The organism is Psychrobacter sp. AOP7-C1-14, from assembly GCF_052376135.1.
Classification (GTDB): Bacteria; Pseudomonadota; Gammaproteobacteria; order Pseudomonadales; family Moraxellaceae; genus Psychrobacter.
This window is the reverse complement of record NZ_JBQSVH010000008.1, coordinates 25,179-49,061: the sequence shown is the minus strand read 5'-3', so window position 1 is coordinate 49,061 and position 23,883 is coordinate 25,179. Positions and strand designations below refer to the sequence as shown.

Below are 23,883 nucleotides of genomic sequence, written 5' to 3'. Positions count from 1 at the left end.
ATTAATAGTGCTGGTCTCTTATAGCATGTTTTTTTTGTTGTAGAAGGTCATATTATGCTAATGAAAGCCTGTACTCCCTCGTCTGTGTTATTGGTATGTTTAGGGAATATATGCCGCTCTCCTACTGCTGAAGAAGTTTTTCGTCAGCAAGTAGCGATTGCAGGACTATCCATAAAAATAGATTCAGCAGGCACTAGTGATTGGCATGTTGGCAGTGCGCCTGATATGCGCTCGCAGCGTCATGCTAAGTCACACGGCTATAAAATCAACAAGCTGGTCGCGCGTCAAGTCAGTACCAATGACTTTCGTGATTTTGATTTGATTTTAGCCATGGACGCACAAAACTTATCTGATCTGCAAGCTATTAAAGATAGCATTACAAACGTAGAAGATAATTTGGCGACATTAGCTCTGTTCAGTGAAGAAGACCCGACATATAGCGGTGATGATGTGCCAGATCCATATAAAGGCGATAACGATGATTTCGAAGAAGTGATCGAGCGTATCGAATCAAGCGCCCAAGCTTGGATAGAAAGCTGGAAAGCCTGCTAGCCACATCATCTATATTTCTGCTACTCTTGCATCCGGTATCCTCTATAATATAGTTAATCCTCTATAAAAGAGCTACAGCGTTAACCTCGCTTGAAGTATCACAGTTACGTCTGCACTCAGTTGCCTTGTATCTCTTTTAAATTGAATCAACTATCGCTACCTTATCATTTACTATCCTTTTGCCATATAGGCTATGTTATGACCCAAGCTTCACGCCTTGACCACAATGCTCAGTCTACCATCACGACTAATGTTTCAGCGACTGCCTTAGTCAATGAGTCAATCGATTTGTCATCTGACAATACTATGGCATTGACCTGTGTTGCTAACTCTGTAGTGGCACTAGAGAATGAGGCGCAGCTTGACGACTTTATGGCAACTTATATAGAGGGTACGGCAGACAAATTACCATTATTTGTGCTATCTGGTGGTAGTAATGTTTTATTACCTATAGTGTTAAAAGCCACGGTATTACAACCAAAAATGCGTGGTATTTATCTGACCAATCAAACCAACGATTATGTTGATATCGAAGTGATGGCTGGTGAGAACTGGCATGATTTGGTCGTACATACGGTTAATCAAGGCTGGTATGGATTAGAAAATCTGGCGCTAATCCCTGGTCTGACTGGCGCGGCACCCATACAGAATATTGGTGCCTATGGTGTACAACTAGAAGACCGCTTACAGTATGTACGCGCCTATCATTTGCCAACACAAACTTGGCACCACTTATCAGCTGTTGATTGCCAATTCGGCTATCGTGACAGTATCTTTAAACGCACGCCAAACACATGGCTTATTAGCCGCGTAGGTTTCAGACTACATACTAATCCCGCTAATGTTTTAGCCAATTATGGCGATGTACAGACTGTAGCACAGCGTTATGCTGAGCAACGAGGGCGCGCGCAAGCGACACCTGCTGATGTGATGCAAGCCATCATAGATATTCGACAACAAAAGCTGCCAGATCCAAAACAGCTACCTAACTGTGGTAGTTTTTTTCAAAACCCTATTATCAGTCAGGAACAGTTCACGGCGCTGCAAGAAACCTATCCAAATATCGTTGGTTATGCCATAGCCGATGCAATGGTAAAGGTTGCGGCGGGCTGGCTCATTGAGCAGGCAGGCTTAAAAGGGAACGGCATTGCACCTATTTTTACGCATAAACAGCAAGCATTGGTGCTAACAAACCACAAGCCTCAGCAAGCCACGCAAGACGATGTAGCCATCGCACAGAAATATATCGCTGCTACCGTCTATGAGAAATTTACCATTCAATTGTCACGTGAGCCAGTTTGGGTAAATGCTGATGGCTCAATTGGATATGCTGAGCATGTGGCCTAAAAAATCATGGTCTAAGCGGCCATTATCTAAACGATTATGGCGATATTACTTGCAGTTTTCTGAACGCATGGTGACGCTCTTTCGCATTATTAATATTACTTTTATACTAGGCTCCACGTCTGTCATTTTAGTGCTTATTAGCTTATTCACCCCACTATTTTCGCAAGCGATCGTTTATATATTTTCTTTACTGCCGCTACCTGATCTGCCTTCTGCAGCCATCAGTTCTCCACCTACCGCCTATGTAGTACTAGGCGGCGGTCTGACCAATGACCATAACAATCAAATCATCTTAAATCGCTATAGCCTCAATCGTGCCCGTACCGCTGCTGGCGCTTATCATGACTTACCCTTACCAATCGTACTGAGTGGCGCGGAAGCTCCATGGCTCGGCCAATGGTTGACGGAACACGGGATCGATGAACTAATAAGCGAAAATGCCAGTATGAATACGTGTGAAAATGCCCGTTTTACAGCCAAACGTGTTCCACTACGTCATGTATATCTTATTACTGATAGCTACCATATGGCACGTGCACGTAGGCAGTTTGCCTTAAACGGTATCAATAGTACGCCACTCCCTGCGCCACTGCCAGTAAGACGCGACTGGATGAAGCCTGCACACAACTTAAGCCACTCACGGCGTGCTGTCTACGAAGTCGCTGCCTATCTGCGCGATGTGATACGCCCACAAATGGACTGCCGCCACGCCAATGACGTGACGTCACAGCAGCTACTGACTCCAAGAGGGAACGTTGCAAAAGACGCTAACGAATAAACGTTACAGACCTACACCATACCATTGAGAAACTTATTCTAAATACTATAGTAGCATCCACTATATTCGTGATGGGTGTATAATGATAAGAGACACAGCTATTTGAGAGATTTGCCATGCTCAGTATATTTTTATTAATTCCATTAAGTCTCATGCTGTTTGTGGTTGCTATTTGGGCAGTGCGTTATGCGGTCAAGTCAAACCAATTCGAAGATCTAGACAATGCATCACAGCGTATTATATTGGATGACCGTCAAGAACGCCGCCAAACCATGCAGGCTCATGAACGCTCAGCACCCGACCAGCAACAAGATAATACAACGGTAGCTGATGGAAATAACGATAATTCTGACATAGATAAAGATGCCAAAATCTAATTCTACTTACCTTATAAATGCGTAATTTATTGGTGCTGCTTCATCAAGTTATACAGTACGAGTAGGTTCGCCCTTCAACATTCTTAGGAGACGCATTCATGACCATCGCTTTACTTGTGGCGGCATTACTAATGGGATTCTTTGGTTCACCGCATTGCTTAGGCATGTGTGGAGGCCTTGTAACTGCATTTGGTCTGTCTATGAAAGATGTCAGCCCCGCCAAGCGCCGCGCTTTGGTTACTACTTATCATCTTGGGCGCTTAACGAGTTACGCATTGTTAGGCTTAATCGCAGGGCTTATCGGTATTACCGTATTAAAACCATTGATGATGGGTAATAGCACACCGCGTATTTTATTAGGACTGGTGTTGGTATTCGTCGGTGTAACGATGCTTGGTGCACCGTTTTTAACCAAACTCGAACGTTTTGGTATGCGCTTTTGGCAATACCTTAGCCCACTGCGTCAAAAGGTATTTCCACTTAATACCTTTCCGCGCGCACTCACAGCAGGTTTGCTTTGGGGCTTCTTACCTTGTGGCTTGGTATATGGTGCTCTACTGATTGCGGTTGTTGCACATAATCCATTAAGCGGTGCTGCATTAATGTTTGTCTTTGGTCTAGGAACCATACCGATGCTCGTTGCGACGCATGAAACGGTCGGCTGGTTACGCGATAAAATTGGCCGTTTTCGCTTGAGACAGTTAAATGGTGCCGTTATGGTAATTTCAGGCTTGGCAGTAGCGGTCGTGCCGATGGTTATGGCAAATATGCATGGTGGGCATGGCGAGATGAATCATGGTAGCCACGCTGCTATGATGTCTGATATGGACTCTCATGATATGGGTCAGATGGATCATGATATGAATATGACAGAAAACATGGATCATAACATGCAAAATATGGACAACCATATGAACCATAGCATGCATGACATGAGTAATGAGTCAATGGACATGAATCACCATGAGCATACCGAAATGATGGAACACGCTCAATAAAGTTATTCATAACAGATACTATTAAAACTTAGCATATAAAAAAGCCCTCAATACCATTTTCGATATTGAGGGCTTTTCTATATGCTAAATAATACTCAGTTTATAGTAATTATTCCTGCCACTGCTCAAGCGTAAACTTAGTTTCTAAATGCTTTTCTAATGCTGGTATATTAAAAGCATCATCCTCACTGACGAAACTGATACTAATGCCTGTCTGACCCGCACGGCCCGTACGACCAATACGGTGTACATAATCATCTGGCTGATCAGGCAAAGTAAAGTTGACTACATGGCTGACATCATCGACATGGATACCGCGTCCTGCTACATCTGTTGCTACCAAGATAGACGCATGACCATCCTTAAATCGCTGTAAGTATTTCTCACGTTTTTGCTGAATAACATCACCTGAGAGCATGACGATATTATGCGCTTGACGCAATTTATGATACAGACGCTTTACTTGATCTTTACGATTGGCAAAGATAATAACCTTCTCTACTGCTTCATCACTAATGATACGCTGTAAGGCATCTAGCTTTTGATCTTCTGTTAGCAAATAGAAATGCTGATCTACTAGCTCACTGGTTTTATGTTCAGGCTCAATCTCAACAAACTGAGGCTCGTGTAACCAGCGATAGGCCAAATTCATCACATCTTGGTTAAAAGTTGCAGAAAATAATAAGCTTTGACGATCGGTATTGGCAGGCATTCGACCGACTAGGCGCTTGATATCAGGAATGAACCCCATATCTAGCATACGATCTGCTTCATCAAGTACCAATACCTCTACTCTATCTAAATACACCATACCTTTATTAGCAAGATCAATTAGACGACCAGGTGTCGCTACCAAGATATCGACATACTGACGTTCAAGCTCGTGCTGCTGAGTTTCATAGTTAGTACCGCCCATAATACAGACACTATGTAGCGAGGTATATTTGGTCAAAGCAATGCAGTCATCAAATATTTGCTGAGCCAGCTCGCGAGTTGGTGCCATGATCACAGCGCGTGGCTCACCAAGATAGCGCTCTTCATCATTGGTAAATGGACGCTTAAGTAAGGCTTCCATAATAGTCAGTAGAAAAGTCGCTGTTTTCCCTGTGCCCGTTTGTGCTTGCCCGATAGCATCTTGATTTGCCAATGTATGCGGTAATATCTTTGCTTGAATGGGCGTCAATTCCGTGAAGCCTAGATCACTTACTGCACGCAGGGTCGCTGTTGAAAGTGGCAGATCGGTAAACGTTGTAAAATTGCTCAAAAAAATATCCTTTTAAATGAATTACTTGTCTTTTATTAATTATAAATAGGCTCATAATGAACCTTTATAGTATCAAATGTAGCGTTTAAACCGCAGTCAGTAAGAGTAGCTTTATTAAGTTTGCAGAAAACCGTCAGACATATAGGCATAAAAAAAGCCAAGCCCAAATCCAATCCTACCAAATATGCTGTAATTCACTCAACATAGGTAAGATAAGATGGGCTTGACTCAGTAGTATATCAGTAGTTTGTACAGACATTATAACTAAACCGCTTTAATGTCTGAGCAAATTACTCTTCTGTCTTTCTGACTTCTTCAGCTTGCAGACCTTTGTCACCTTCTACTACGCTGAACTCAACTTTTTCGCCATCCTTTAGAGAACGATAGCCATCACCCTGAATCGCGCGGAAATGGACAAAAATATCTTCTCCGCTGTCACGTTGAATGAAACCAAAGCCTTTTGCGTCATTAAACCACTTAACGATACCTTGCTCACGAGCTGACATAATATTACTTCCTAAAAAAGTCCGCTTAGCCCTAGCTTCCTTTGCAACATTGCATATAAACAGGGTCTAAGATTATGAAATCAAAAATTAAGAGTATTACTACTCTACTTACCATTATCTATGTAGTGCTTTAATTATCTACATAGCACTTGCATAACGAATTCACCAAACGCATTTATCGTTATGAAATTTGACGATAGCAACAAACTTGCAATATTTATTGCATAAAAAATATCATAGCACGGGTTTTTAGCAACATAAAGACTTTTAATATGCTTTTTAATATCTAAATATTTTTTTAGACAAACTTTTATAACCTAGCTGGCAAGCTGTTATGATAAAGATCAAAATGCGCTAAAGCCAGCTTAGTCTAGCTGCACGCGTCTTAAGTTATTCATATATTATAATAAATTATCAACATCGCTCAATAGTTACCGAGACCATTATGACCACCTCTACTCCGATAAAAGCAGCTGAACAATCGACTAACGAAAACTTCAATAAAATACTGACTCATAAATTACTACTGGTAAATGGGGTAAATCTAAATTTACTAGGTAAACGAGAGCCGCATATTTATGGTCATACGACGCTTGCTGATATAGAGCAGCAACTAGTCGAGCGTGCCGCGCGCCATAGTGTAGAATTAATATGCATACAGTCAAACCATGAAGGTAAGCTAGTAGACGACATTCAGTATCACGGATTATTGGCGGATACATATGACCAAGTCGATGCTATCATCATCAATCCAGCTGCATTTACGCATACTTCAGTGGCTCTGCGCGATGCGCTATTGGCCACGCAAAAACCATTTATAGAAGTGCATTTATCAAACGTCCATGCACGTGAGCCTTTTCGGCATCATTCCTATCTAAGTGACGTTGCAGTAGGTGTTATTTGTGGCTTGGGACAATTAGGTTATCAAATGGCGCTTGATTACTGGTTGAGCAATATATATGCAGTTAATACAAACAAATAAAATGACGACGCTTACTTTTTTATAAATGATTGCACGCGTCTTCACACATTAGTTAAACAGTAATATTGTAATTAAAATAATAGAATTACGACTGAGCAAACAACCCATTATACGGTGACATGAATGGCAAAATCGTCCGGAAAACGCTTTATGAAACTTGCTGGCATGACAGCAAGTATTGCTGGCAAAGCCGCTAAAAACTCATTTAAGCATCTCTCAAGTGACGAAGAAAAGCGTCTGCAAGCTCGCTCAGATTTGATGCAAGACGTGGGCGTTCAAATTGCCGAGACGTTGGGTGAGATGAAAGGCGCAGTGATGAAGGTCGGACAGATTGCTTCACAGTATAAGGATGTGTTCCCGCCTGAGGTTGCGTCAGCGCTCGAAAAGCTACAGAAAGATGCACCACCAATGCCGTATGCGCAGATACGTGCCCAAGTTGAACGCGAGCTAAAAGCACCTATCTTAGAGTTGTTTAGCGAGTTTGAAGAGACACCTTTTGCCGCAGCATCCATTGGACAAGTGCACAAAGCGACGCTACCATCGGGTCAAAAGGTGGTGGTCAAAGTCCAGTATCCGGATGTCGATGAAAACTGTGATAGCGATCTCAAACAAGTACGCATGGCATTAAAAATCGCTGGCGTGCTCAATATGAGTAAGCAACTACAAGAGCAACTTTTTAATGAGATTCGCCAAAGCTTGCATGACGAATTGGACTATGTCAAAGAAGCTCACAACTTACGCGTGTTTGGTGCTTTTCATGCAGAAGATGAAGGCCTTATTATTCCTAAAGTGATTAGCAGTCATTCTTCTAAAAGGATTCTGACTTTAACTGAAGAGATGGGAGAGACTTTGACTGTTGCTGCGACATGGGACAATGACGTCAAACAAAAAATTGCTGAACGTCTGTTTCACTTTACCGCAGGTCAACTATTTGGGTTGTACCGTATGCACTGCGACCCTCATCCGGGTAACTTCGCTTTCCGTCATAACGGCAGTGTCGTGGCCTATGATTTTGGCGGTATCCGTAGTTATAGCGATAGCGAAGTGCAGATATTCAAACGCTTTGTCAAACATGCGCTAAAAGGTGACGTCACTGCACTCGAACAAGATTTGATTGCCCTAGATATTCGCCGCGAAGACGACAAGAACATCCCTGGTGAATTTTATAAACAGTGGCTATCGATTGGTATGAAGCCTTTATCCATTAGCCCCTATCAAGAAGGTGCATTTGATTTTGGTAGTAGTCAAGTACATCACGAAGCCATTGCGCAGATGCGCACCTCTTTGAAGTACTTCGGTCAGTTTCAACCTTCCGCTACCACCATGATGCTAGATCGTACTGTATCAGGACAATACTGGAATCTGGTCAATCTAGACGTCGAGATCGATCTCTCGCCACTGGTTGATGAGTACATCGATGCGTAGTAGATCCATTTGCTGTCACGATTGAGTCTATATGTGTAGCGCGTGTCCGCAGCGATCACAAAAGTCTGCCCCTACCGCATGACCAAACTTGCCGCAGTTTGGACAAGTCACTGGGTTCAACTGTGGACGCATATTACGAGCTAGCTCTGACGTAAAGATACCTGTTGGTACAGCAATAATCGAATAACCCGTGATCATGACCATGGTTGCGATTGCTTGTCCAAGCGGTGTTTTGGGTGACATATCACCGTAGCCAACCGTCGTCATCGTGACAACTGCCCAGTAGATAGACAATGGAATACTGGTGAATCCATTCTCTGGCCCTTCTACCACATAAATGATTGAACCGAAGATGGTTACCAATAGTACAAGCGATAGGAAGAAGACCGTGATTTTCTGCTGACTGGTTTTCAATGCGGAAGCCAAAAAACCAGCCTGTTGCATATAAGCTTTGAGCTTAAGAACACGGAATACACGTAAAATACGTAATACCCGTATCACGAGTAGATACTGCACGCCCACAAACATCAGGCTCAAGTAACTTGGCAATACAGACAGCAAATCCACTATCCCAAAGAAACTAAAAGCATAACGTAAGCGGTTGGGTGCTGAAAACAGTCTTAGCACATACTCAATAGTAAATAGGATGGTAAAAAACCATTCTGCATAAAAGAACAACGTGCCATATTGCAAACGCATATATAGCACACTATCAAGCATGACGACGGCCACACTGGCTAAAATTGCAATTAGCAATACAATATCAAAGAGTTTACCCAAACGGGTATCTGTGCCTTCGATAATGATATGCGTACGGTTACGTAAGTGTGTAAGAGCTTCGGCGGTTGGTTGCTTCATAGAATCAGTACTTTATAAAATCAATGGTTTGGTAGCACGCAATGACTTAAAATGTGATGGATAAGGGCAAGTTGGTCAAAATAGCTAAAACTGGTTTATAATATCGCTCACCTATCACAGTGAATACAATCTATAGGTTGCCACAGTGTAGCAAAAAAGCACTCTCAACAACATACAAATCGTTAACGTGCCAGTAGCGCTGCTGCCTCATATAGACAAAGTAATGATAGTATAAAATCAGGCAATCACATATTGAAGGTTGTTATTGTTCACTCTTTTTATTCATAAAAATAGTACGTAGAACTTAAGGATGTTATATGGCAGGCCATTCAAAATGGGCAAATATTAAACACCGTAAAGCCCGTCAGGATGCAGTAAGGGGTAAGATATTTACCAAGATTATTCGTGAAATCGTTTCAGCTGCCAAACAAGGCGATCCCGATCCTGACAAAAACCCACGCTTACGTGCCGTTATCGAAAAAGCGCTATCAGCCAATATGACGCGCGACACGATTAATCGAGCTGTCGACCGCGGTACAGGCGGCGGCGATAACGAGAATATGGAAGAAGTCAGTTACGAAGGCTATGGTGTTGGTGGTGTAGCTGTATTGGTCGAAACCATGACGGATAACCTCAACCGTACGGTTAGCGAGGTACGTCACGCTTTTACCAAAAACGATGGGAACCTTGGTACATCAGGCTCAGTGGCATACCTATTCACTAAACGTGGCGAAATCACTTTTAACGATGTTAGTTTAGAAGATGAAGTGATGCTCGTTGCACTAGATGCAGGCGCCATAGATATCGAAAATGACGGCGAAAGCTTACTCGTTATTACTGAATGGGAGAGTTTTGGTCAGGTCCAAGATGCCCTAAATGCGGCTGGTCTAGTTTCTGACAATGCCGAAGTTACCATGTCACCATCTACCACGGCTGAGATCGACAATGTTGATGATGCTGAAAAGATTATAAAGATGATTGATATGTTAGAAGATGCTGATGATGTGCAAGAAGTTTATACTAACGTAAAATTCTCTGCTGACGTCATGGCTCAGCTTGAAGCGTAATCTTATTAACTGTTAATAGAAAAGGGCCAGATACCAAAAGTATTTGGCCCTTTTCTATTAACACAGACCTAGATCTCTGCTTTACGTCCAACTTCCTTCTAGTGCTAATAAATATTCCTTTTTATCTAGCCCACCTGTATAACCACCAAGCTTACCATTGCTAGCAATCACTCGATGACAAGGCACGATAATACTAAAAGGGTTTTTGCCATTGGCCTGTGCGACCGCACGGAACCCCTTTGGACTGTTAACACGCTGTGCGAGTGTGGCATAGCTGATGGTTTCACCATACTCAATACCTTGCAGAGCCTGCCATACTCTTTGCTGGAACTCAGTACCCATAGAGAAGTCTAAAGGCAAATCCAATGTTTTACGCTTACCATCAGCATAGTCTTTGAGTTGGAAAATCGTTTCTATCAATAATGCTTGAGCAGGTTCATTCATGCTTAGGCTACTTTTAGCTATAAAGGTAAAATCTTCATCTGTCAGTTTGTAGTATTTTTTAAGTTTTGGCACAGATTTTGAGCTATGCCATGAATTACCTGCCAGCAGCCAGTTAGCTTCAACAAGCATAGGCTGGCCATGCTCGTCGACATGAGCAATTAGCGTTAATTGATGTGACCCAAAAGCTGCTGTGGTAACTATCATAGCGCCTATTTCCATATTGTCTTAAAAAATTTACTCACTAAAACTGGCTATTTTATTCTTTATCTTCGGTCTCGAACAAGGCGGCGACAAACTGCTTCGGACTAAAAGAGCGCAAGTCATCAATCGATTCACCCACACCAATATAGCGGATAGGCACATCTGTCGTTTCGGCAATATTAAATACCACGCCACCTTTAGCAGTACCATCTAGTTTGGTAATAGTAATACCTGTCAGCGGTACAATTTTATTAAACAGCTCGACTTGGTTGATAGCGTTTTGACCTGTACCAGCATCCAGTACAATCATCCCTTCATGCGGAGCACTTGGATCCGCTTTACGCATGACACGTACGACTTTCTCTAGCTCTGCCATCAAATGTGTCTTGTTTTGCAAACGACCAGCCGTATCAGCGATGAGCACGTCGATATTTTTTGCTTTAGCTGACTGCATCGCATCAAAAATTACTGAAGCGCTGTCAGAACCATGACCTTGCGCCACAACTGGAATATCATTGCGCTCACCCCAAATCTGTAGCTGCTCAGTCGCTGCCGCGCGGAACGTATCACCCGCTGCCAACATGACTGATTTGCCCTCACCTTGCAGACGCTTGGCAAGCTTACCAATCGTTGTGGTTTTGCCCACACCATTAACACCTACTACCAATATAACGAATGGTTTTTTACTAGTATCAATCACTAATGGCTCAACTTTTGGTGTAAGGATATCAACCAGTTCGCTTTGCAATGCTTTATATAGTGAATGGGCATAAATCAGATCACCACGATCTGTCTGCTCAGTGAGGCTCTTGATAATACGGTTCGTCGCGTTGACGCCGATATCAGCTACCAATAGTTGGTCTTCAACTTCTTCTAGTAGCTCATCATCAATCTCTTTACCACCGATCAAAATACTAACCATACCTTCGGCTAAGTTTTTGCGTGACTTACTGAGACCCGTTTTCATACGGTTGAACCAACTGCCTTTTTTCTTGTTTTCTTTAGGCTCTTGGGTCTCTTCAGCAGGCTCTTTGGTAGTAGCCGCCTGCGTGTCGCTATCAGATACTGGGTTTACACTTGGTGTATCACCCAATTGATCTTGTAACGGCATAGCAGGAACGGTTGATGCAGTATTGGACTGACTTGCGACACTTGTCTCTTCAGCGCTTAAAAAACTTTCTGGAGCACCTTTAGGAACATTATGCTCTTCTGTCATCACAATTGGCGTGGCCAACGCAATATTATCTGCAGAATCATTATTCGGGACGTCTTGACTTACCGTACTGTCCTGTTTAGGGGCAATATCATCGGCATCATCGACGATGGGTACAGATTGCACCGGTAGACTGGGTAAGGTAATATCATCGTCATCTAAGTCGTCGAGACTAGCATCAAGGTTAATGACTACGCGGTTAGTATTGTTTGGGTTATTCATAAACTTGCCCTAAAAGTTATCACTATCAATTATTTGTTTATTGTTAATGGATTTGTATGTTGCCATCTAGCTGCGAGCGACATGACACCTAATTTTGACTTATTTTAGCATATTTAAAGTCATGCTCAGCCCTTACCCTATTAGACTATCGTCAAAATTTATCTACTTAAGAAATTACTCTATGACTTGAGAAAGTTTTGCTTAAGGTTTGGACACAAAATTCTGACCCGCTACTTATCAGACTTCGCCTACTCTACCAAGACTTATTTGATAAATACTTATTAGGAATATTTTATGTCATTATTTTCTAAACACTACAAAAAAATTAATAGCATCAGTGTGGCTGTTCTACTAACGACGACTATATTGGTGACAGGTTGCACCACCACGCAAGAGTTTAGACCGACTGCTAGCGTTATGGTTGGTGCTCAGACCTCTTTGTAATGCCCTCTATTACTATGATTATCATTTAATTTTTCAGTCAACATTCTATATAAGTAGACCATATCATGCCATTGTCTTTACCTCTACCAGCTGCGCCATTACGTATTGCTTGTGCCTTAGCAGTAGCAGCATCACTTGCTGCGTGTCAAACCAACACGATGCCTACTAACTCTGCAACCACGACAAGCTCAATCGCAACAAATAGCTTGGCTCAAAATATGTCAGATGAAAGCAAAGACACTCAGCCATCCGAGTTGACAATGGACATGTCGGGCCGACATGAATATCAATTAGAAAATGGTCTAAAAGTCGTCATAAAAGAAGACCATCGAGCCCCAGTCGCTATGACACAAATCTGGTACCGAGTGGGCTCGGCAGATGAGCCTATTGATAAAGGTGGTATCTCTCACTTACTCGAGCACATGATGTTCAAAGGTACTACCAATGTTTCTAGCGATGATTATGAGCGGCTAATTGCTAAATTTGGTGGCGTCAACAACGCTTTCACTAGCTATGACTATACTGGATACTACGAGCTGTTTCCTGCCAATCGTATGCCATTGGCATTGGAGCTTGAAGCAGATCGCATGAAAAACCTTACCTTTGATGACAATGAATTTGCCAAAGAACATCAAGTAGTTATGGAAGAGCGTCGTCAACGTACTGATGACAATCCGCTTGCCAAAGCCTATGAATCATTTCGTCTGTTAGCGCTACCTGACAGTCCAAAAGGCGAGTCTGTCATTGGACCTATGGACGAGCTAGAATCGATTAAACTTTCAGACTTAAAAGACTGGTATAAGACATGGTATGCACCTAATAATGCAACGTTAGTCATCGTCGGTGACGTGCAACCACAGGAAGCGCTCACCCAAGTCAAACGTTACTTCAGTGATCTAGAAAAAAGCAACTTACCCAAACGCACTTCTGTCACTCAAAAAGGTTTCCGTGGTTACCAAAAAGTAGACTCTGAACAAGCTGTGCAAGTACCCGTTCTATTAATGGGTTACAACGTACCGAGCCTTGCAACGGTAGGTGCAAGCAATGAAAAGCAAGCTTATGCCCTTTCACTCGCTCAAGATGTGCTCGATGGCGGATTATCTGCACGATTAGAGAGTCGCTTGATACGTGAACAGGGTCTACTGACCTCTGTTGGCACTTCTTATGACTTACTAGACCGCGGCGATGGACTGTTTTTAATACAAGCAACACCGCGTGAAGGCGTCAGTTTAGAGCAGGCACAACAAGCCATAACCTCAGAAATAGAAAAACTAAAAACCGATCCTATCGCCAAGGATGAAATCAGTCGCGCTAAAACCAATACGGTTACTGGTTTGATTTATGCGCAAGACAGTATGGAAGGACAAGCACGTATGATTGGCTCGTTACAGTCTATCGGTCTAGATGACAGACTGCTGGCAAAGTTGCCAGCTAAGCTCGATGATATCAGTGTGGCCGACATCCAAACTGCCAGTAAAAAATACTTGGTCAGAGACAACTTGACGGTGATGCATATCGTGCCACCTAAAGACAATGAAAAACCAACTAAATAATAGACGCTGTGTATCATCAAACGTCTCATAAACATGGCCACAAAACTGTATTCTTAATAAGAAGAAACTCATGATTCAGAATAAATACGACTCTAAAACGAAGCAAGAACCCTTTAAGACTACCTCGTCCTCTGTAAGAAGCAGTCCTTTTTCATCTAAAAAGCGATCCTACCTCAGTACCAGCATAGTTTTTGCTTTTAGTATATTGGCTATGGCTACTACTGCTCAGGCTGATACAACCGCTGCTGAAGATTACCGTGCGCCTGTTGCAATCGATGCAAGTACGCCTATAGCTGCCCTATCTAAGTTGACAAGCTTAGACAATGATAAACCTTTAAAAATCACCGTACCGACCATTCAACAGTTTAAAACTAAGGCTGGCGTACCTGTTATGTTTGTACAAACGACCACCCTACCAATAGTCGATGTAGACTTACGGTTTAATGCTGGTAGTGCGCGTGACGGTAGTATCAAAAAGGATGGTTTTGGTATTGCTAACATGACAGCGACGATGCTCGAACAAGGCTCCGAAAGTCTAGATGAAAATGCATTCACACGTGCCGTAGAAACTTTGGGTATCAACCTAAGCAGTAGTGCCTATAAAGACATGTTTATCGTTTCACTACGCAGCCTATCTGACGACCAGCATCTCCTGCCAGCCGTTGATTTAATGACACAGATGGTAAGTGAGCCTACGTTTGACGAGGAAACGCTAGCACGCAATAAAGCACGACTACTCGTTGGTTTACAGCAACAAAAACAAGATCCAAATAGTCTAGCAAGTATTGCTTTCAGCGATGCTTTGTACGGTACTCACCCATACGCACATCCATCAGTCGGTACGCTAGAAAGCGTTCCTACGATTGAGAAACAGCAACTGATAGACTTTAAAAACAAATATCTAGTGGCAGCAAACGCGTCTATTTCTATGACCGGCAATCTGACATTAGAACAAGCCAAAAAACTGGCAGAAGACATCACTACTAAACTGCCTACTGGTCAAGCTGCCGCCGAATTACCTGAGCCGAAACCGCTTACTAAAGCGCAGCACGTTCATATTCCATTTCCAAGCACTCAAACTACTGTACTCATGGGACAATTGGGTAGCAAGCGGGCAACTGACCCAATAGCACAGCAGCAGCAAACCAACTTTGCGGTTGGAAACGAAGTCATGGCAGGTAGTGACTTTAATGCGCGGCTAATGACAGAAGTGAGACAAAACCTTGGCTATACTTATGGAATCTCGGGATCAATGAATCCCATGCTCTCGCGAGGCCCCTATCAGATTGGTTTTTCGACACGTAATGATAAAGCGCGTGCAGCAATTGATGCAAGTTTAGAGGTTATCAATGGGACACTGGACAAGGGTATTACTAATGATGAGATGCGTTTGACTACAGATAACTTAAAAAACAGCTTCCCAATGGGATTTGCAAGCAATGCAGGCATTAATGGATTATTGGGAATGATGAATTTTTACCAATTACCGAATAATTACTTAACTGACTATACCAATCGCATCGATCAAGTCACACTTTCAGAGGTCAATCAAACCATGCGAGATACACTAAAGCCTGATAATTTCTTGATTGTCACTGTTGGACAAGAAAATCCGTGGGAAGAAAAGAAAGCGACAAAGAAAACCAGTAAGAAATAAGTTGATAGGAAGTAGTTTTAGAAATAAGAGTTATTGATCAAATAGAGACATTATGAGTGGTAAGGGATACTACTTGTAATGTTTACTTTAATGTTTGAACTATTATGACCTTTAAATAAGAAACAGAGCATTCCTAATACTTATTATTAGGAATGCTTAGCATCAGAGATTTTTAGCGCAACATCATAGACAAAATGCTCAGGCTTATAAGTAGCCCCATTATAGCTTAGACGGATAACGTGCTTATCATAAGACGTCACTTTATACTTACCATTGGCAAAATTATGTATCGTTGGCACAACTAATAGCGCTTCTACCTGACGGTTGTCTACTTTAACATTGAGACGCTGTCCCTCTCGCGGATATAAAAAATAATCACAATAGTCATTTACCATGACTTCTGATATGCGCTCAATAACCTGATTGCCTGTTTCTTCTTGAATTAATTTTGGACAAACATCAGAACGCTTAGATGCCAAACGTGCGTAAGAGTTCTTAATATTGTCTTCTATCTCCTTGGAGCTTTGTATATTTCTGGCAGAGTTATCTGTCACTGTCATACTACTTTCGGAGGACATTTCTGTACTACATGCGCTGACCATCAGTACGGATACGAGTGTAGGAATAAGTAAAACGCCATACTTGTTATGGGTCGGCTGCAAAAGACTCTGACGCCTAACTTTTGCTTTATAGTATCTTACTGTTGTTGAGCACTGATTTTTCATAAATTTCGCTTAAGGTAAATGCAGTCGTTTTTTGTAGATCATGGAGACAATTGATAGCACACATTATTAAAGCATAGCTTGCGAATACCAAACAAATTTTTGATGAACTTATGCGTACAACCTATAAATCCTACTAAACAATTGCAATAGTATTGCTTTTAGTAAATACCGTCGCAGTATATATAAAAATGAATATACATATCTAGCGTTATTATGATTCGTTTATCTTTATTCGACATTTTAATCAATAATAATCTACTTAATATCGACAAGAAGAAGAGCTACTAGCGTGATTAAATCCCCATTTACGGTAGCCATCAGTATCCAAATGAATAGCCCCTGTCGCATATAATCCTAAGCCGAAATTGTAAGACTGTCCCTGATATTGCCAAAACTGACATAGGCCATCTTGCAGGGTATTCAAGCGCCATAAATTATCTTCGTACTCAGGTACCCAAATATCTATGGCACTCGCATTCATATGCTTACTACTATCAGCACCACCTGCACAATCATTCAGTCCTGGGTTACGATATACCGACCGTATTTCACTGCTAGGCGGCAAAATGCCTTGATTTTTCAATTCACTATAGAGATGCAATGTCGGTACAATGTTAGGCCACAACTCTTGCGGTGGTAGCTGATAAGGTTCATATCCACATTTACTCCAGCTACGAGCGGTTGTAAGTAATTGAGATAGCGGTGGTACATTCTGTGACCCTACTCGTGAACTGAGATAGCGTTCATACGCTGCCACTTGCCTAGCACGATAGCTATTACTATTTAGCCATGCGTTAAAGTCCATATTTGTAGAATCTTTATAAGCACCATTGTAGGTGTTGTTTGACGTACTATAGGTGGCACCGCGCTTCACTATATTCACACGTTTGTTTTCTTCAATAGATAACCTAGCATCAATCTCAAAATCACGCTGCTTTTGTACAATCAAGTTCTGCATACTGTCGCTATTTGATGTATTCGTACTACTATTTTGACGTATTTGAATACGGCGTTCACTATCATCACTGATAATAACGGCATGAGCAGTTATACTACCAGCACAAAGTATGAACGTAAGAACAGGCTGGAAAATTTGCCTATACGCATAGGTTTTTGATTTCATCATGACAAGAAGCTACCGCTAAAAACGTTTTATCGATACTATCAAATTTTCAACAAGCAAGCTAAACTATCGCTTCTAATTTGAAGTCCCATATTGATAATTAACACTTATCCTTACAACTTTTATAATTGAGTGACTTTATTACTAATGTACCAATTAACTGACTGTTGATTGCTCGCGTACTTTTATTAGAAATGGCACTTTTAAGCTTATCTCACTCTATGCTTATTACGAGAAAACTTAGCTAGTACTTCCCTCCTACATCAATTGTTAGTCAAAATCTGCCTATGTCTTCTAGCCCGCAATATCGTTTTTCACGTCAGAGCCATCATCTGGGTCAAGGTCATGCACCGACACTATGGCAACGTATTCATATCGATCCATGGTTAACTTTACTACTACTGGCAGTTTGTTGTATTGGTCTAACGATTCTATATAGCGCTGCAAGCCAAGATATTGGTATGGTCATTCGCCAAATGGTCAGCTACGGTGTGGCATTTGCTGTGATGTTTACCATGGCCCAAATACCGCCCAGTCTCTATCGTACTTTTACGCCTATATTTTATGTCCTAGGACTCATACTATTAGTATTGGTAGATATTATTGGTGAAGTGCGTATGGGTGCTCAGCGCTGGATCAACTTACCAGGCTTTGGTAGTGTACAGCCTTCGGAGTTTATGAAACTTGGCATGCCAATGATGTGTGCTTGGTTTTTGTCTAAGCGTGATCTGCCACCGTCAGCGTCTAGCATTGCTATCACATTAGCTTTGATTATTGTACCTGTGCTATTAATTGCTAAAGAGCCTGATCTTGGTACGTCACTACTGGTCGCTGCCAGTGGTATATTTGTACTTTTCTTAGCAGGCCTCTCGTGGCGTTTAATCTCTGCCGCTGTAATCTTAGCTGTACCCTTTATAGCTTTCGCTTGGAATTTTTTACTCCACGACTATCAGCGTACGCGGGTATTGACACTCCTCAATCCTGAAGCAGATGTACAAGGTGCGGGATGGAACATCATTCAATCGAAAACCGCCATCGGGTCTGGTGGTCTCACTGGAAAAGGCTACCTAGAAGGCACTCAATCACATCTACACTTCCTACCAGAAGGCCATACTGATTTTATCATTGCTGCTTTCTCCGAGGAGTTTGGTTTACTCGGCGTGATGCTACTAATGTTTATCTATTTTTGCCTTCTATCACGTGCTCTATATATTGCTTTCACTCATCCTGATGTCTATTGCAGGTTGTTAGCTGGTGCTATCGCCATGTCTTTCTTTGTTTATATATTCGTCAACGTCGGCATGGTTGGCGGCATCTTACCTGTTGTAGGTGTTCCACTACCATTCATTAGTTATGGGGGTACGGCAATTGTAACTCTGATGGCAGGATTTGGCTTACTTATGTCTATTCATACTCATAAATCTGGCTAGATTACCTATGACTTCATAAAAAATGATATATGTTCGTGTAGGAAACAATAACAGTTACAAACCTGAAATAATGAGTCATTCTACTCGCTATTATTCTGATGATAAACGAGCATAATTTCTGATATTGGTTAACTAACCACAGATACGGAAAGATTTTATTGCTTGTTTTTTACAAAAAATTGCGTTAACCTCATTTCACTATACTCTGATACATAACATGTACATAGCTACTAACAAACATTGCATTCAAATATATTTAGGTTGTAGCTTAGCTGTATAGTTAACATCTTGTAGATTCCAGACTTTCAAATACACTACTTAATTAACGGTTTGATAACAAAGCGATACGCGATGTTTTCTAAACCTTCTATTAATGTAGCACTCTAAAGAAGTTTGTATATCGCACATCATGTAAATACGACATAGTGATATTGTCACTCAGTCTTTATTCTAGACTCTGTATTCAATAGTTATCGCTAACTATCATTTGAGCGTATCGTCAGTCACTCTAGCCATTATATTCGCTAGACACTGATGATAATGAAATGAAAAATTACCATACATCAATATTTATAAGAGCCATCTATTAACCGATATGAAAATAATAGGTTGATATTATGCTCAGTCTAAACTATTTAGCGTTAGGTTTTGATGTATAAGTTATAGAGGTATTTATGAATAAGCGTTTATCTGGTTTACTTACCATGTCGGCAATGTTGTTTGCTGGCTCTGCAGTCGCTACCAATGCAAATGCTGTAGAAGCAAAAACCACACTTGCTATGATTTCACAAGATAACGCCTCCCACATCGACCGTGTACTTGGTGAACTGAGCCGTCAGCACGATGGCGCATCAAGCTTAGTAAAATCAGCCCGTCAGCCTACTTCATTAGCCCTCAGTAGCTCATTATTGGCTAATGATACTACCCAAGTTACTAATGATGAAGATGTACTAGAGCGTCTAACAGCTGTGGCCTCTAACTCAGTCAGTAAATTCAAGCAAACTGGTCTTGCTTCATGGTATGGTCGTAAGTTCCATGGTCGCAAGACTGCTAGTGGTGAAACTTTTGACATGAATGCTCTAACTGCAGCGCATCGCTCATTGCCACTAAACTGCTATGTCAAAGTTACTAACAAAACCAATGGTAAAACGGTCGTCGTAAAAGTGAACGATCGCGGCCCATTCCATGGTAACCGCGTGTTAGATCTATCCTATGGCGCTGCCAAGAAACTTGGTATTACAAGTAAAGGCGTGGGTAACGTTTCTATTGAGCGCGTTGCAGGACCATAGTTTCAAGTATGGGTTTTAGAGACTGATAACATTGCTAACGTATATAACAAAAAACGCCTAACTAATTATTAGTTAGGCGTTTTTTATGATTTATATTTATTGTTCCAAACTAATAGCAATGACTTAACTACTTAAAACCAAGCACTATGAATTGTATATACCTTATAATTCAAATGCGCTTTCGATAGCATCATCAAGTCGCTCAACCGCAATTACATTGATACCTTTAAACTGAGGCGCTCCCTTAGCAGGTGCATTGGCTTTTGGAATAATGGCATGCTTAAACCCATGCTTCATCGCTTCTTTTAAACGTTCTTGTCCATTGGGTACTGGACGAATTTCACCAGATAGACCTACCTCTCCAAACACGGCTAGTGATGATGGTAATGCCCTCTCTTTGATACTTGATGCACAAGCCAGCAATACGGCTAAATCAGACCCCGTCTCTATAACTTTTACGCCACCAACCACATTGACATAGACGTCTTGCCCACTGGTATGTATCCCACCGTGACGATGCATCACTGCTAATAACATAGATAAACGCTGGAAATCCAGACCCAGCGCCATCCTTCTAGGCGAACCTTGTGAATCATCGACCAAGGCCTGTACTTCTACCAATAATGGTCTTGTACCTTCACGGCTGACCATAACCACAGAGCCCGCAACAGGTTTGTCATAACGACTCAAAAATATTGCTGATGGATTGGCAACTTCTTTGAGCCCCATATCAGTCATACCAAAGATACCCAGTTCGTTAACCGCACCAAAGCGATTCTTGACCGCACGAATCATACGAAAACGCGAGTCAGACTGTCCTTCAAAATAAAGCACCGTATCAACCATATGCTCCAATACTCGCGGACCAGCTAGCGTACCTTCCTTGGTTACATGTCCTACTAAGAATAGCGCTGTCCCTGTTTGCTTAGCATAGCGCGTCAAAATCGCAGCAGATTCTCTAATTTGACTGACACCACCTGGCGCAGAGTTAATAGCATCCGTATAAATCGTCTGAATAGAATCAATAATCGCAATGGCTGGCTGCTCTTGCGTCAATGCAGCACAGATAGTCTCTACATTAGTTTCGGCCAGTACACGTAGCCTATCAGCAGGTAGGTCTAAGCGTTTGGCTCGCATAGCCACCTGTGCCAGTGACTCTTCACCTGTCACGTATAACGCACTGCCTGCCAATGAATCAGCCCGTGCCATGTTGGTCGCCGTTTGCAGCAAGATCGTTGACTTACCAATACCTGGATCACCACCGATTAACACTACGGAACCTGCCACTAGTCCACCGCCGAGTACGCGATCAAACTCACTGATACCAGTTGGTAGGCGTGTGTCAAGTGTGACGCTTACTGCGTTAAGTGGCATAACGGCGCTATGAGTACCAGAGTAATTACCAGCTGGCGCACTACTGCTACTATGAGCAGCAGCTCGAGCACTATTAGGCTTAGCAGTACTCTTGTTATGATGTGGCATACTGACATTTGGGGCTTCAACCAAGCTATTCCATTCCCCACAATCTGTACACTGACCTGCCCATTTACCAAAATGCGCACCGCAATGCTGACAGACATAGCTGGTTTTATTTTTTGCCATAGCTTATAAGCCTTATTCAGAGGATCAATCGAGAATAATGAAGAAAGTATTGTCACGCCTTGTGAGCGTTGATTCAGAAGTATTTGTTATGATAGCCAGCCATTATTTTGTAAGCTGTACTTTAAAGAGGATGATGTTAATTGTAGATATAAGTAGTAACTGGCTTACAAGTTCTATAAAGAGTAATTTCAGCCAGCTCTATTAGTTAATTAGAAAGTACAAAATTATTGCTATGCGTTTTACGCAGCGTTTAGAAAATAGAACATATAAAAAAGTAAGGAAGATAAATACCAGAATAACTCTACTTTTAGTGCTTTGTTTTATAGTGAAACGATCATATAAAATAGATTATAGGATAAAATATTTAACGCTTTCACTTATACTTGAAAGTCTTTGCCTAGATAAACAGATTTTACTAAGTCATTTTCTAACACTTCAGCTGAAGTGCCTTCTGCAATGATAGCGCCTTCTGATACGATATAAGCCTTTTCACAAATCGCTAGTGTATCTCGAACATTATGATCGGTTATTAGAACACCTATGCCGCGATTTTTTAACGTCAAAATAACGTCCTTAATGTCGCCAACCGAGATCGGGTCTACCCCTGCAAATGGCTCATCCAATAAGATAAACTTAGGATCAGCTGCCAATGCTCGCGCAATCTCACAGCGACGACGCTCACCGCCTGACACGCTCATACCCTGAGACTTGCGTACATGTTCTAAATGGAATTCGCCAATTAACTTTTCAAGCTCTTGCTGCTGTTCCGCTTTACTTAATTCTGTACGAGTCTGTAAGATAGATAGGATATTATCTTCGATAGATAACTTACGGAAGATTGATGCTTCTTGCGGTAAATAGCCGATACCTGCACGCGCACGCTCGTGCATAGCATACTTAGATAAGTCCATTTTACCTAAAGTAACACGACCTTTATCCATATTAACCAGTCCCACAACCATATAAAAGCTAGTCGTTTTACCAGCACCGTTAGGCCCTAACAGTCCTACAACTTGTCCTTGCTCAACAGAAAACGAAACATCTTTGACCACCCAACGCTTGCCATAACGCTTGCCTAGGTTTTGCATAGTCAATCGAGCAACTGGTGCCGTGTTGGTATGTGATGCCGATAGGTCTAGATTTTTATCTTCGCTCATAAATTACTCTTACTTTCACACAACTTAAGCATTGCTAAGGACAGACTTATTAATTCGTAGTCTATTTATTTGGATTAACGCACGCCGCTTTGGTTTGTGCCGTTGTTAGGCGGGAATACCAACTCAACGCGCTGATTGCCACCAGCAGTCGCTTCGACATCACCTGCTTTTAGACTGTAACGAATAACATTACCAGCAAAGCTTGCACCGTTCTGAACCAGCTTAGCATTGCCAGTTAGCGTAATGATTCCAGACACCGCATTATAGTCAATTTTATTAGCCTGGCCTTTTGCCAAACCCTTTTCTTGCGTGACTATTTGCTGCATAGTAGCGGGACGGCCAGTTGCTACCGCTGAGTTAATGCTACGCTGCTGAGAAAGATTGACCGTGATGTTGTCGGCCGTCATTTTAAAGGTACCTTGAGTAATAATGACATTACCTGCATAACTGGTCACACCTGTACTCTCACTATAAGTAGCTTTATCCGCTAACAACTTAATCTGCTGATTAGAATCTGATGGCAGTGCGTGACTATAAAGCGGTAGCGCTAACAACATTACCATTGGCAGTGCATGTAACTTATGCAAGCAGACTGATGATGCGCGTAAAGTAGGCAAAAATTTAAGTTTCATATAAATAACTCATTTCATAATAGGTGGTAGGATTTGC

Annotated in this window: 22 protein-coding genes and 1 pseudogene; 13 read left to right on the top strand and 10 right to left on the bottom strand. The window is 41.9% G+C overall.

Going from position 1 to position 23,883, the window contains the following annotated elements; all coding sequences use genetic code 11:
* The first annotated feature begins 54 nt into the window (after window positions 1-54).
* The 5 genes from ACT3QN_RS07445 to ACT3QN_RS07425 all read left to right on the top strand — a co-directional run bounded on the left by ACT3QN_RS07445 (window position 55) and on the right by ACT3QN_RS07425 (window position 4,052).
* Window positions 55-552: a low molecular weight protein-tyrosine-phosphatase gene (locus ACT3QN_RS07445; RefSeq protein WP_444522725.1), complete on the top strand. Its 498-nt coding sequence runs from the start codon at window positions 55-57 to the stop codon at window positions 550-552.
* 306 nt (window positions 553-858) lie between these two features.
* Window positions 859-1,899, top strand: a complete 1,041-nt coding sequence (gene murB / locus ACT3QN_RS07440; RefSeq protein WP_444522781.1) for a UDP-N-acetylmuramate dehydrogenase — start codon at window positions 859-861, stop codon at window positions 1,897-1,899.
* Window positions 1,889-2,677, top strand: coding sequence for a YdcF family protein (locus tag ACT3QN_RS07435; protein ID WP_444522724.1), 789 nt, complete (start codon window positions 1,889-1,891; stop codon window positions 2,675-2,677). The genes murB and ACT3QN_RS07435 overlap by 11 nt, the downstream gene beginning before the upstream one ends.
* Window positions 2,678-2,793: 116 nt before the next feature.
* Complete coding sequence (gene ccoS / locus ACT3QN_RS07430; protein WP_444522723.1) at window positions 2,794-3,054, top strand: cbb3-type cytochrome oxidase assembly protein CcoS; 261 nt, start codon at window positions 2,794-2,796, stop codon at window positions 3,052-3,054.
* A gap of 98 nt (window positions 3,055-3,152) precedes the next feature.
* Window positions 3,153-4,052: a sulfite exporter TauE/SafE family protein gene (locus ACT3QN_RS07425; RefSeq protein WP_444522722.1), complete on the top strand. Its 900-nt coding sequence runs from the start codon at window positions 3,153-3,155 to the stop codon at window positions 4,050-4,052.
* 109 nt (window positions 4,053-4,161) lie between these two features.
* On the opposite strand, the gene ACT3QN_RS07420 is transcribed toward ACT3QN_RS07425, so the two are convergent.
* Both ACT3QN_RS07420 and ACT3QN_RS07415 read right to left on the bottom strand, forming a co-directional pair.
* Window positions 4,162-5,316 carry a DEAD/DEAH box helicase gene (locus tag ACT3QN_RS07420; RefSeq protein WP_444522721.1) on the bottom strand — a complete coding sequence of 385 codons (1,155 nt, stop codon included), beginning with the start codon at window positions 5,314-5,316 and terminating at the stop codon, window positions 4,162-4,164.
* 290 nt (window positions 5,317-5,606) lie between these two features.
* Window positions 5,607-5,822, bottom strand: coding sequence for a cold-shock protein (locus tag ACT3QN_RS07415; protein WP_444520935.1), 216 nt, complete (start codon window positions 5,820-5,822; stop codon window positions 5,607-5,609).
* 445 nt (window positions 5,823-6,267) lie between these two features.
* Here ACT3QN_RS07415 and aroQ point away from each other — a divergent pair, with 445 nt between their 5' ends.
* Window positions 6,268-6,804 carry a type II 3-dehydroquinate dehydratase gene (gene aroQ / locus ACT3QN_RS07410; RefSeq protein WP_444522720.1) on the top strand — a complete coding sequence of 179 codons (537 nt, stop codon included), beginning with the start codon at window positions 6,268-6,270 and terminating at the stop codon, window positions 6,802-6,804.
* A gap of 123 nt (window positions 6,805-6,927) precedes the next feature.
* Window positions 6,928-8,229: an ABC1 kinase family protein gene (locus ACT3QN_RS07405; protein ID WP_444522719.1), complete on the top strand. Its 1,302-nt coding sequence runs from the start codon at window positions 6,928-6,930 to the stop codon at window positions 8,227-8,229.
* A gap of 27 nt (window positions 8,230-8,256) precedes the next feature.
* On the opposite strand, the gene ACT3QN_RS07400 is transcribed toward ACT3QN_RS07405, so the two are convergent.
* Window positions 8,257-9,087: an ion transporter gene (locus ACT3QN_RS07400; protein ID WP_444520932.1), complete on the bottom strand. Its 831-nt coding sequence runs from the start codon at window positions 9,085-9,087 to the stop codon at window positions 8,257-8,259.
* A 317-nt stretch (window positions 9,088-9,404) separates the two neighbouring features.
* Between ACT3QN_RS07400 and ACT3QN_RS07395 the strand changes: the two genes are divergently transcribed.
* A complete protein-coding gene (locus ACT3QN_RS07395) occupies window positions 9,405-10,154 on the top strand; it encodes a YebC/PmpR family DNA-binding transcriptional regulator (RefSeq protein ID WP_444522718.1) in 750 nt (249 codons plus the stop codon).
* Between the two features lie 81 nt (window positions 10,155-10,235).
* On the opposite strand, the gene ACT3QN_RS07390 is transcribed toward ACT3QN_RS07395, so the two are convergent.
* Window positions 10,236-10,802 (bottom strand): methylated-DNA--[protein]-cysteine S-methyltransferase, encoded by a 567-nt coding sequence (locus tag ACT3QN_RS07390; RefSeq protein WP_444522717.1) that lies wholly within the window; start codon window positions 10,800-10,802, stop codon window positions 10,236-10,238.
* Between the two features lie 52 nt (window positions 10,803-10,854).
* A complete protein-coding gene (gene ftsY, locus ACT3QN_RS07385; RefSeq protein WP_444522716.1) occupies window positions 10,855-12,234 on the bottom strand; it encodes a signal recognition particle-docking protein FtsY in 1,380 nt (459 codons plus the stop codon).
* Between the two features lie 294 nt (window positions 12,235-12,528).
* On the opposite strand from ftsY, the gene ACT3QN_RS07380 reads away from it, so the two are divergent.
* The 3 genes from ACT3QN_RS07380 to ACT3QN_RS07370 all read left to right on the top strand — a co-directional run bounded on the left by ACT3QN_RS07380 (window position 12,529) and on the right by ACT3QN_RS07370 (window position 15,888).
* Window positions 12,529-12,678 (top strand): hypothetical protein, encoded by a 150-nt coding sequence (locus ACT3QN_RS07380; RefSeq protein ID WP_444522715.1) that lies wholly within the window; start codon window positions 12,529-12,531, stop codon window positions 12,676-12,678.
* A gap of 65 nt (window positions 12,679-12,743) precedes the next feature.
* A complete protein-coding gene (locus ACT3QN_RS07375; protein WP_444522714.1) occupies window positions 12,744-14,231 on the top strand; it encodes a M16 family metallopeptidase in 1,488 nt (495 codons plus the stop codon).
* Window positions 14,232-14,442: 211 nt separating this feature from the next.
* Window positions 14,443-15,888, top strand: coding sequence for a M16 family metallopeptidase (locus ACT3QN_RS07370; RefSeq protein ID WP_444522713.1), 1,446 nt, complete (start codon window positions 14,443-14,445; stop codon window positions 15,886-15,888).
* A gap of 146 nt (window positions 15,889-16,034) precedes the next feature.
* Here the strand turns inward: ACT3QN_RS07370 and ACT3QN_RS07365 are convergent, their stop codons facing one another.
* Complete coding sequence (locus ACT3QN_RS07365) at window positions 16,035-16,550, bottom strand: hypothetical protein (protein WP_444522712.1); 516 nt, start codon at window positions 16,548-16,550, stop codon at window positions 16,035-16,037.
* 322 nt (window positions 16,551-16,872) lie between these two features.
* Window positions 16,873-17,739, bottom strand: a complete 867-nt coding sequence (locus tag ACT3QN_RS07360) for a D-Ala-D-Ala carboxypeptidase family metallohydrolase (RefSeq protein ID WP_444522711.1) — start codon at window positions 17,737-17,739, stop codon at window positions 16,873-16,875.
* 284 nt (window positions 17,740-18,023) lie between these two features.
* Here ACT3QN_RS07360 and rodA point away from each other — a divergent pair, with 284 nt between their 5' ends.
* Together rodA and ACT3QN_RS07350 are read left to right on the top strand one after the other, a co-directional pair.
* Window positions 18,024-19,166 (top strand): rod shape-determining protein RodA, encoded by a 1,143-nt coding sequence (gene rodA / locus ACT3QN_RS07355; RefSeq protein WP_444522710.1) that lies wholly within the window; start codon window positions 18,024-18,026, stop codon window positions 19,164-19,166.
* Window positions 19,167-20,113: 947 nt separating this feature from the next.
* A pseudogene (locus tag ACT3QN_RS07350) lies at window positions 20,114-20,455 on the top strand (septal ring lytic transglycosylase RlpA family protein); the annotation flags it as partial.
* A gap of 162 nt (window positions 20,456-20,617) precedes the next feature.
* On the opposite strand, the gene radA reads toward ACT3QN_RS07350, so the two are convergent.
* From radA to lptA, 3 genes are all read right to left on the bottom strand, one after another.
* The gene (radA, locus tag ACT3QN_RS07345) at window positions 20,618-22,057 is read right to left on the bottom strand and encodes a DNA repair protein RadA (protein WP_444520922.1); all 1,440 of its coding nucleotides are present in this window, start codon (window positions 22,055-22,057) and stop codon (window positions 20,618-20,620) included.
* A gap of 377 nt (window positions 22,058-22,434) precedes the next feature.
* Window positions 22,435-23,145 (bottom strand): LPS export ABC transporter ATP-binding protein, encoded by a 711-nt coding sequence (gene lptB, locus ACT3QN_RS07340; protein ID WP_444520956.1) that lies wholly within the window; start codon window positions 23,143-23,145, stop codon window positions 22,435-22,437.
* A gap of 143 nt (window positions 23,146-23,288) precedes the next feature.
* Window positions 23,289-23,846, bottom strand: a complete 558-nt coding sequence (lptA, locus tag ACT3QN_RS07335; protein WP_444520921.1) for a lipopolysaccharide transport periplasmic protein LptA — start codon at window positions 23,844-23,846, stop codon at window positions 23,289-23,291.
* Between the last annotated feature and the right edge of the window lie 37 nt (window positions 23,847-23,883).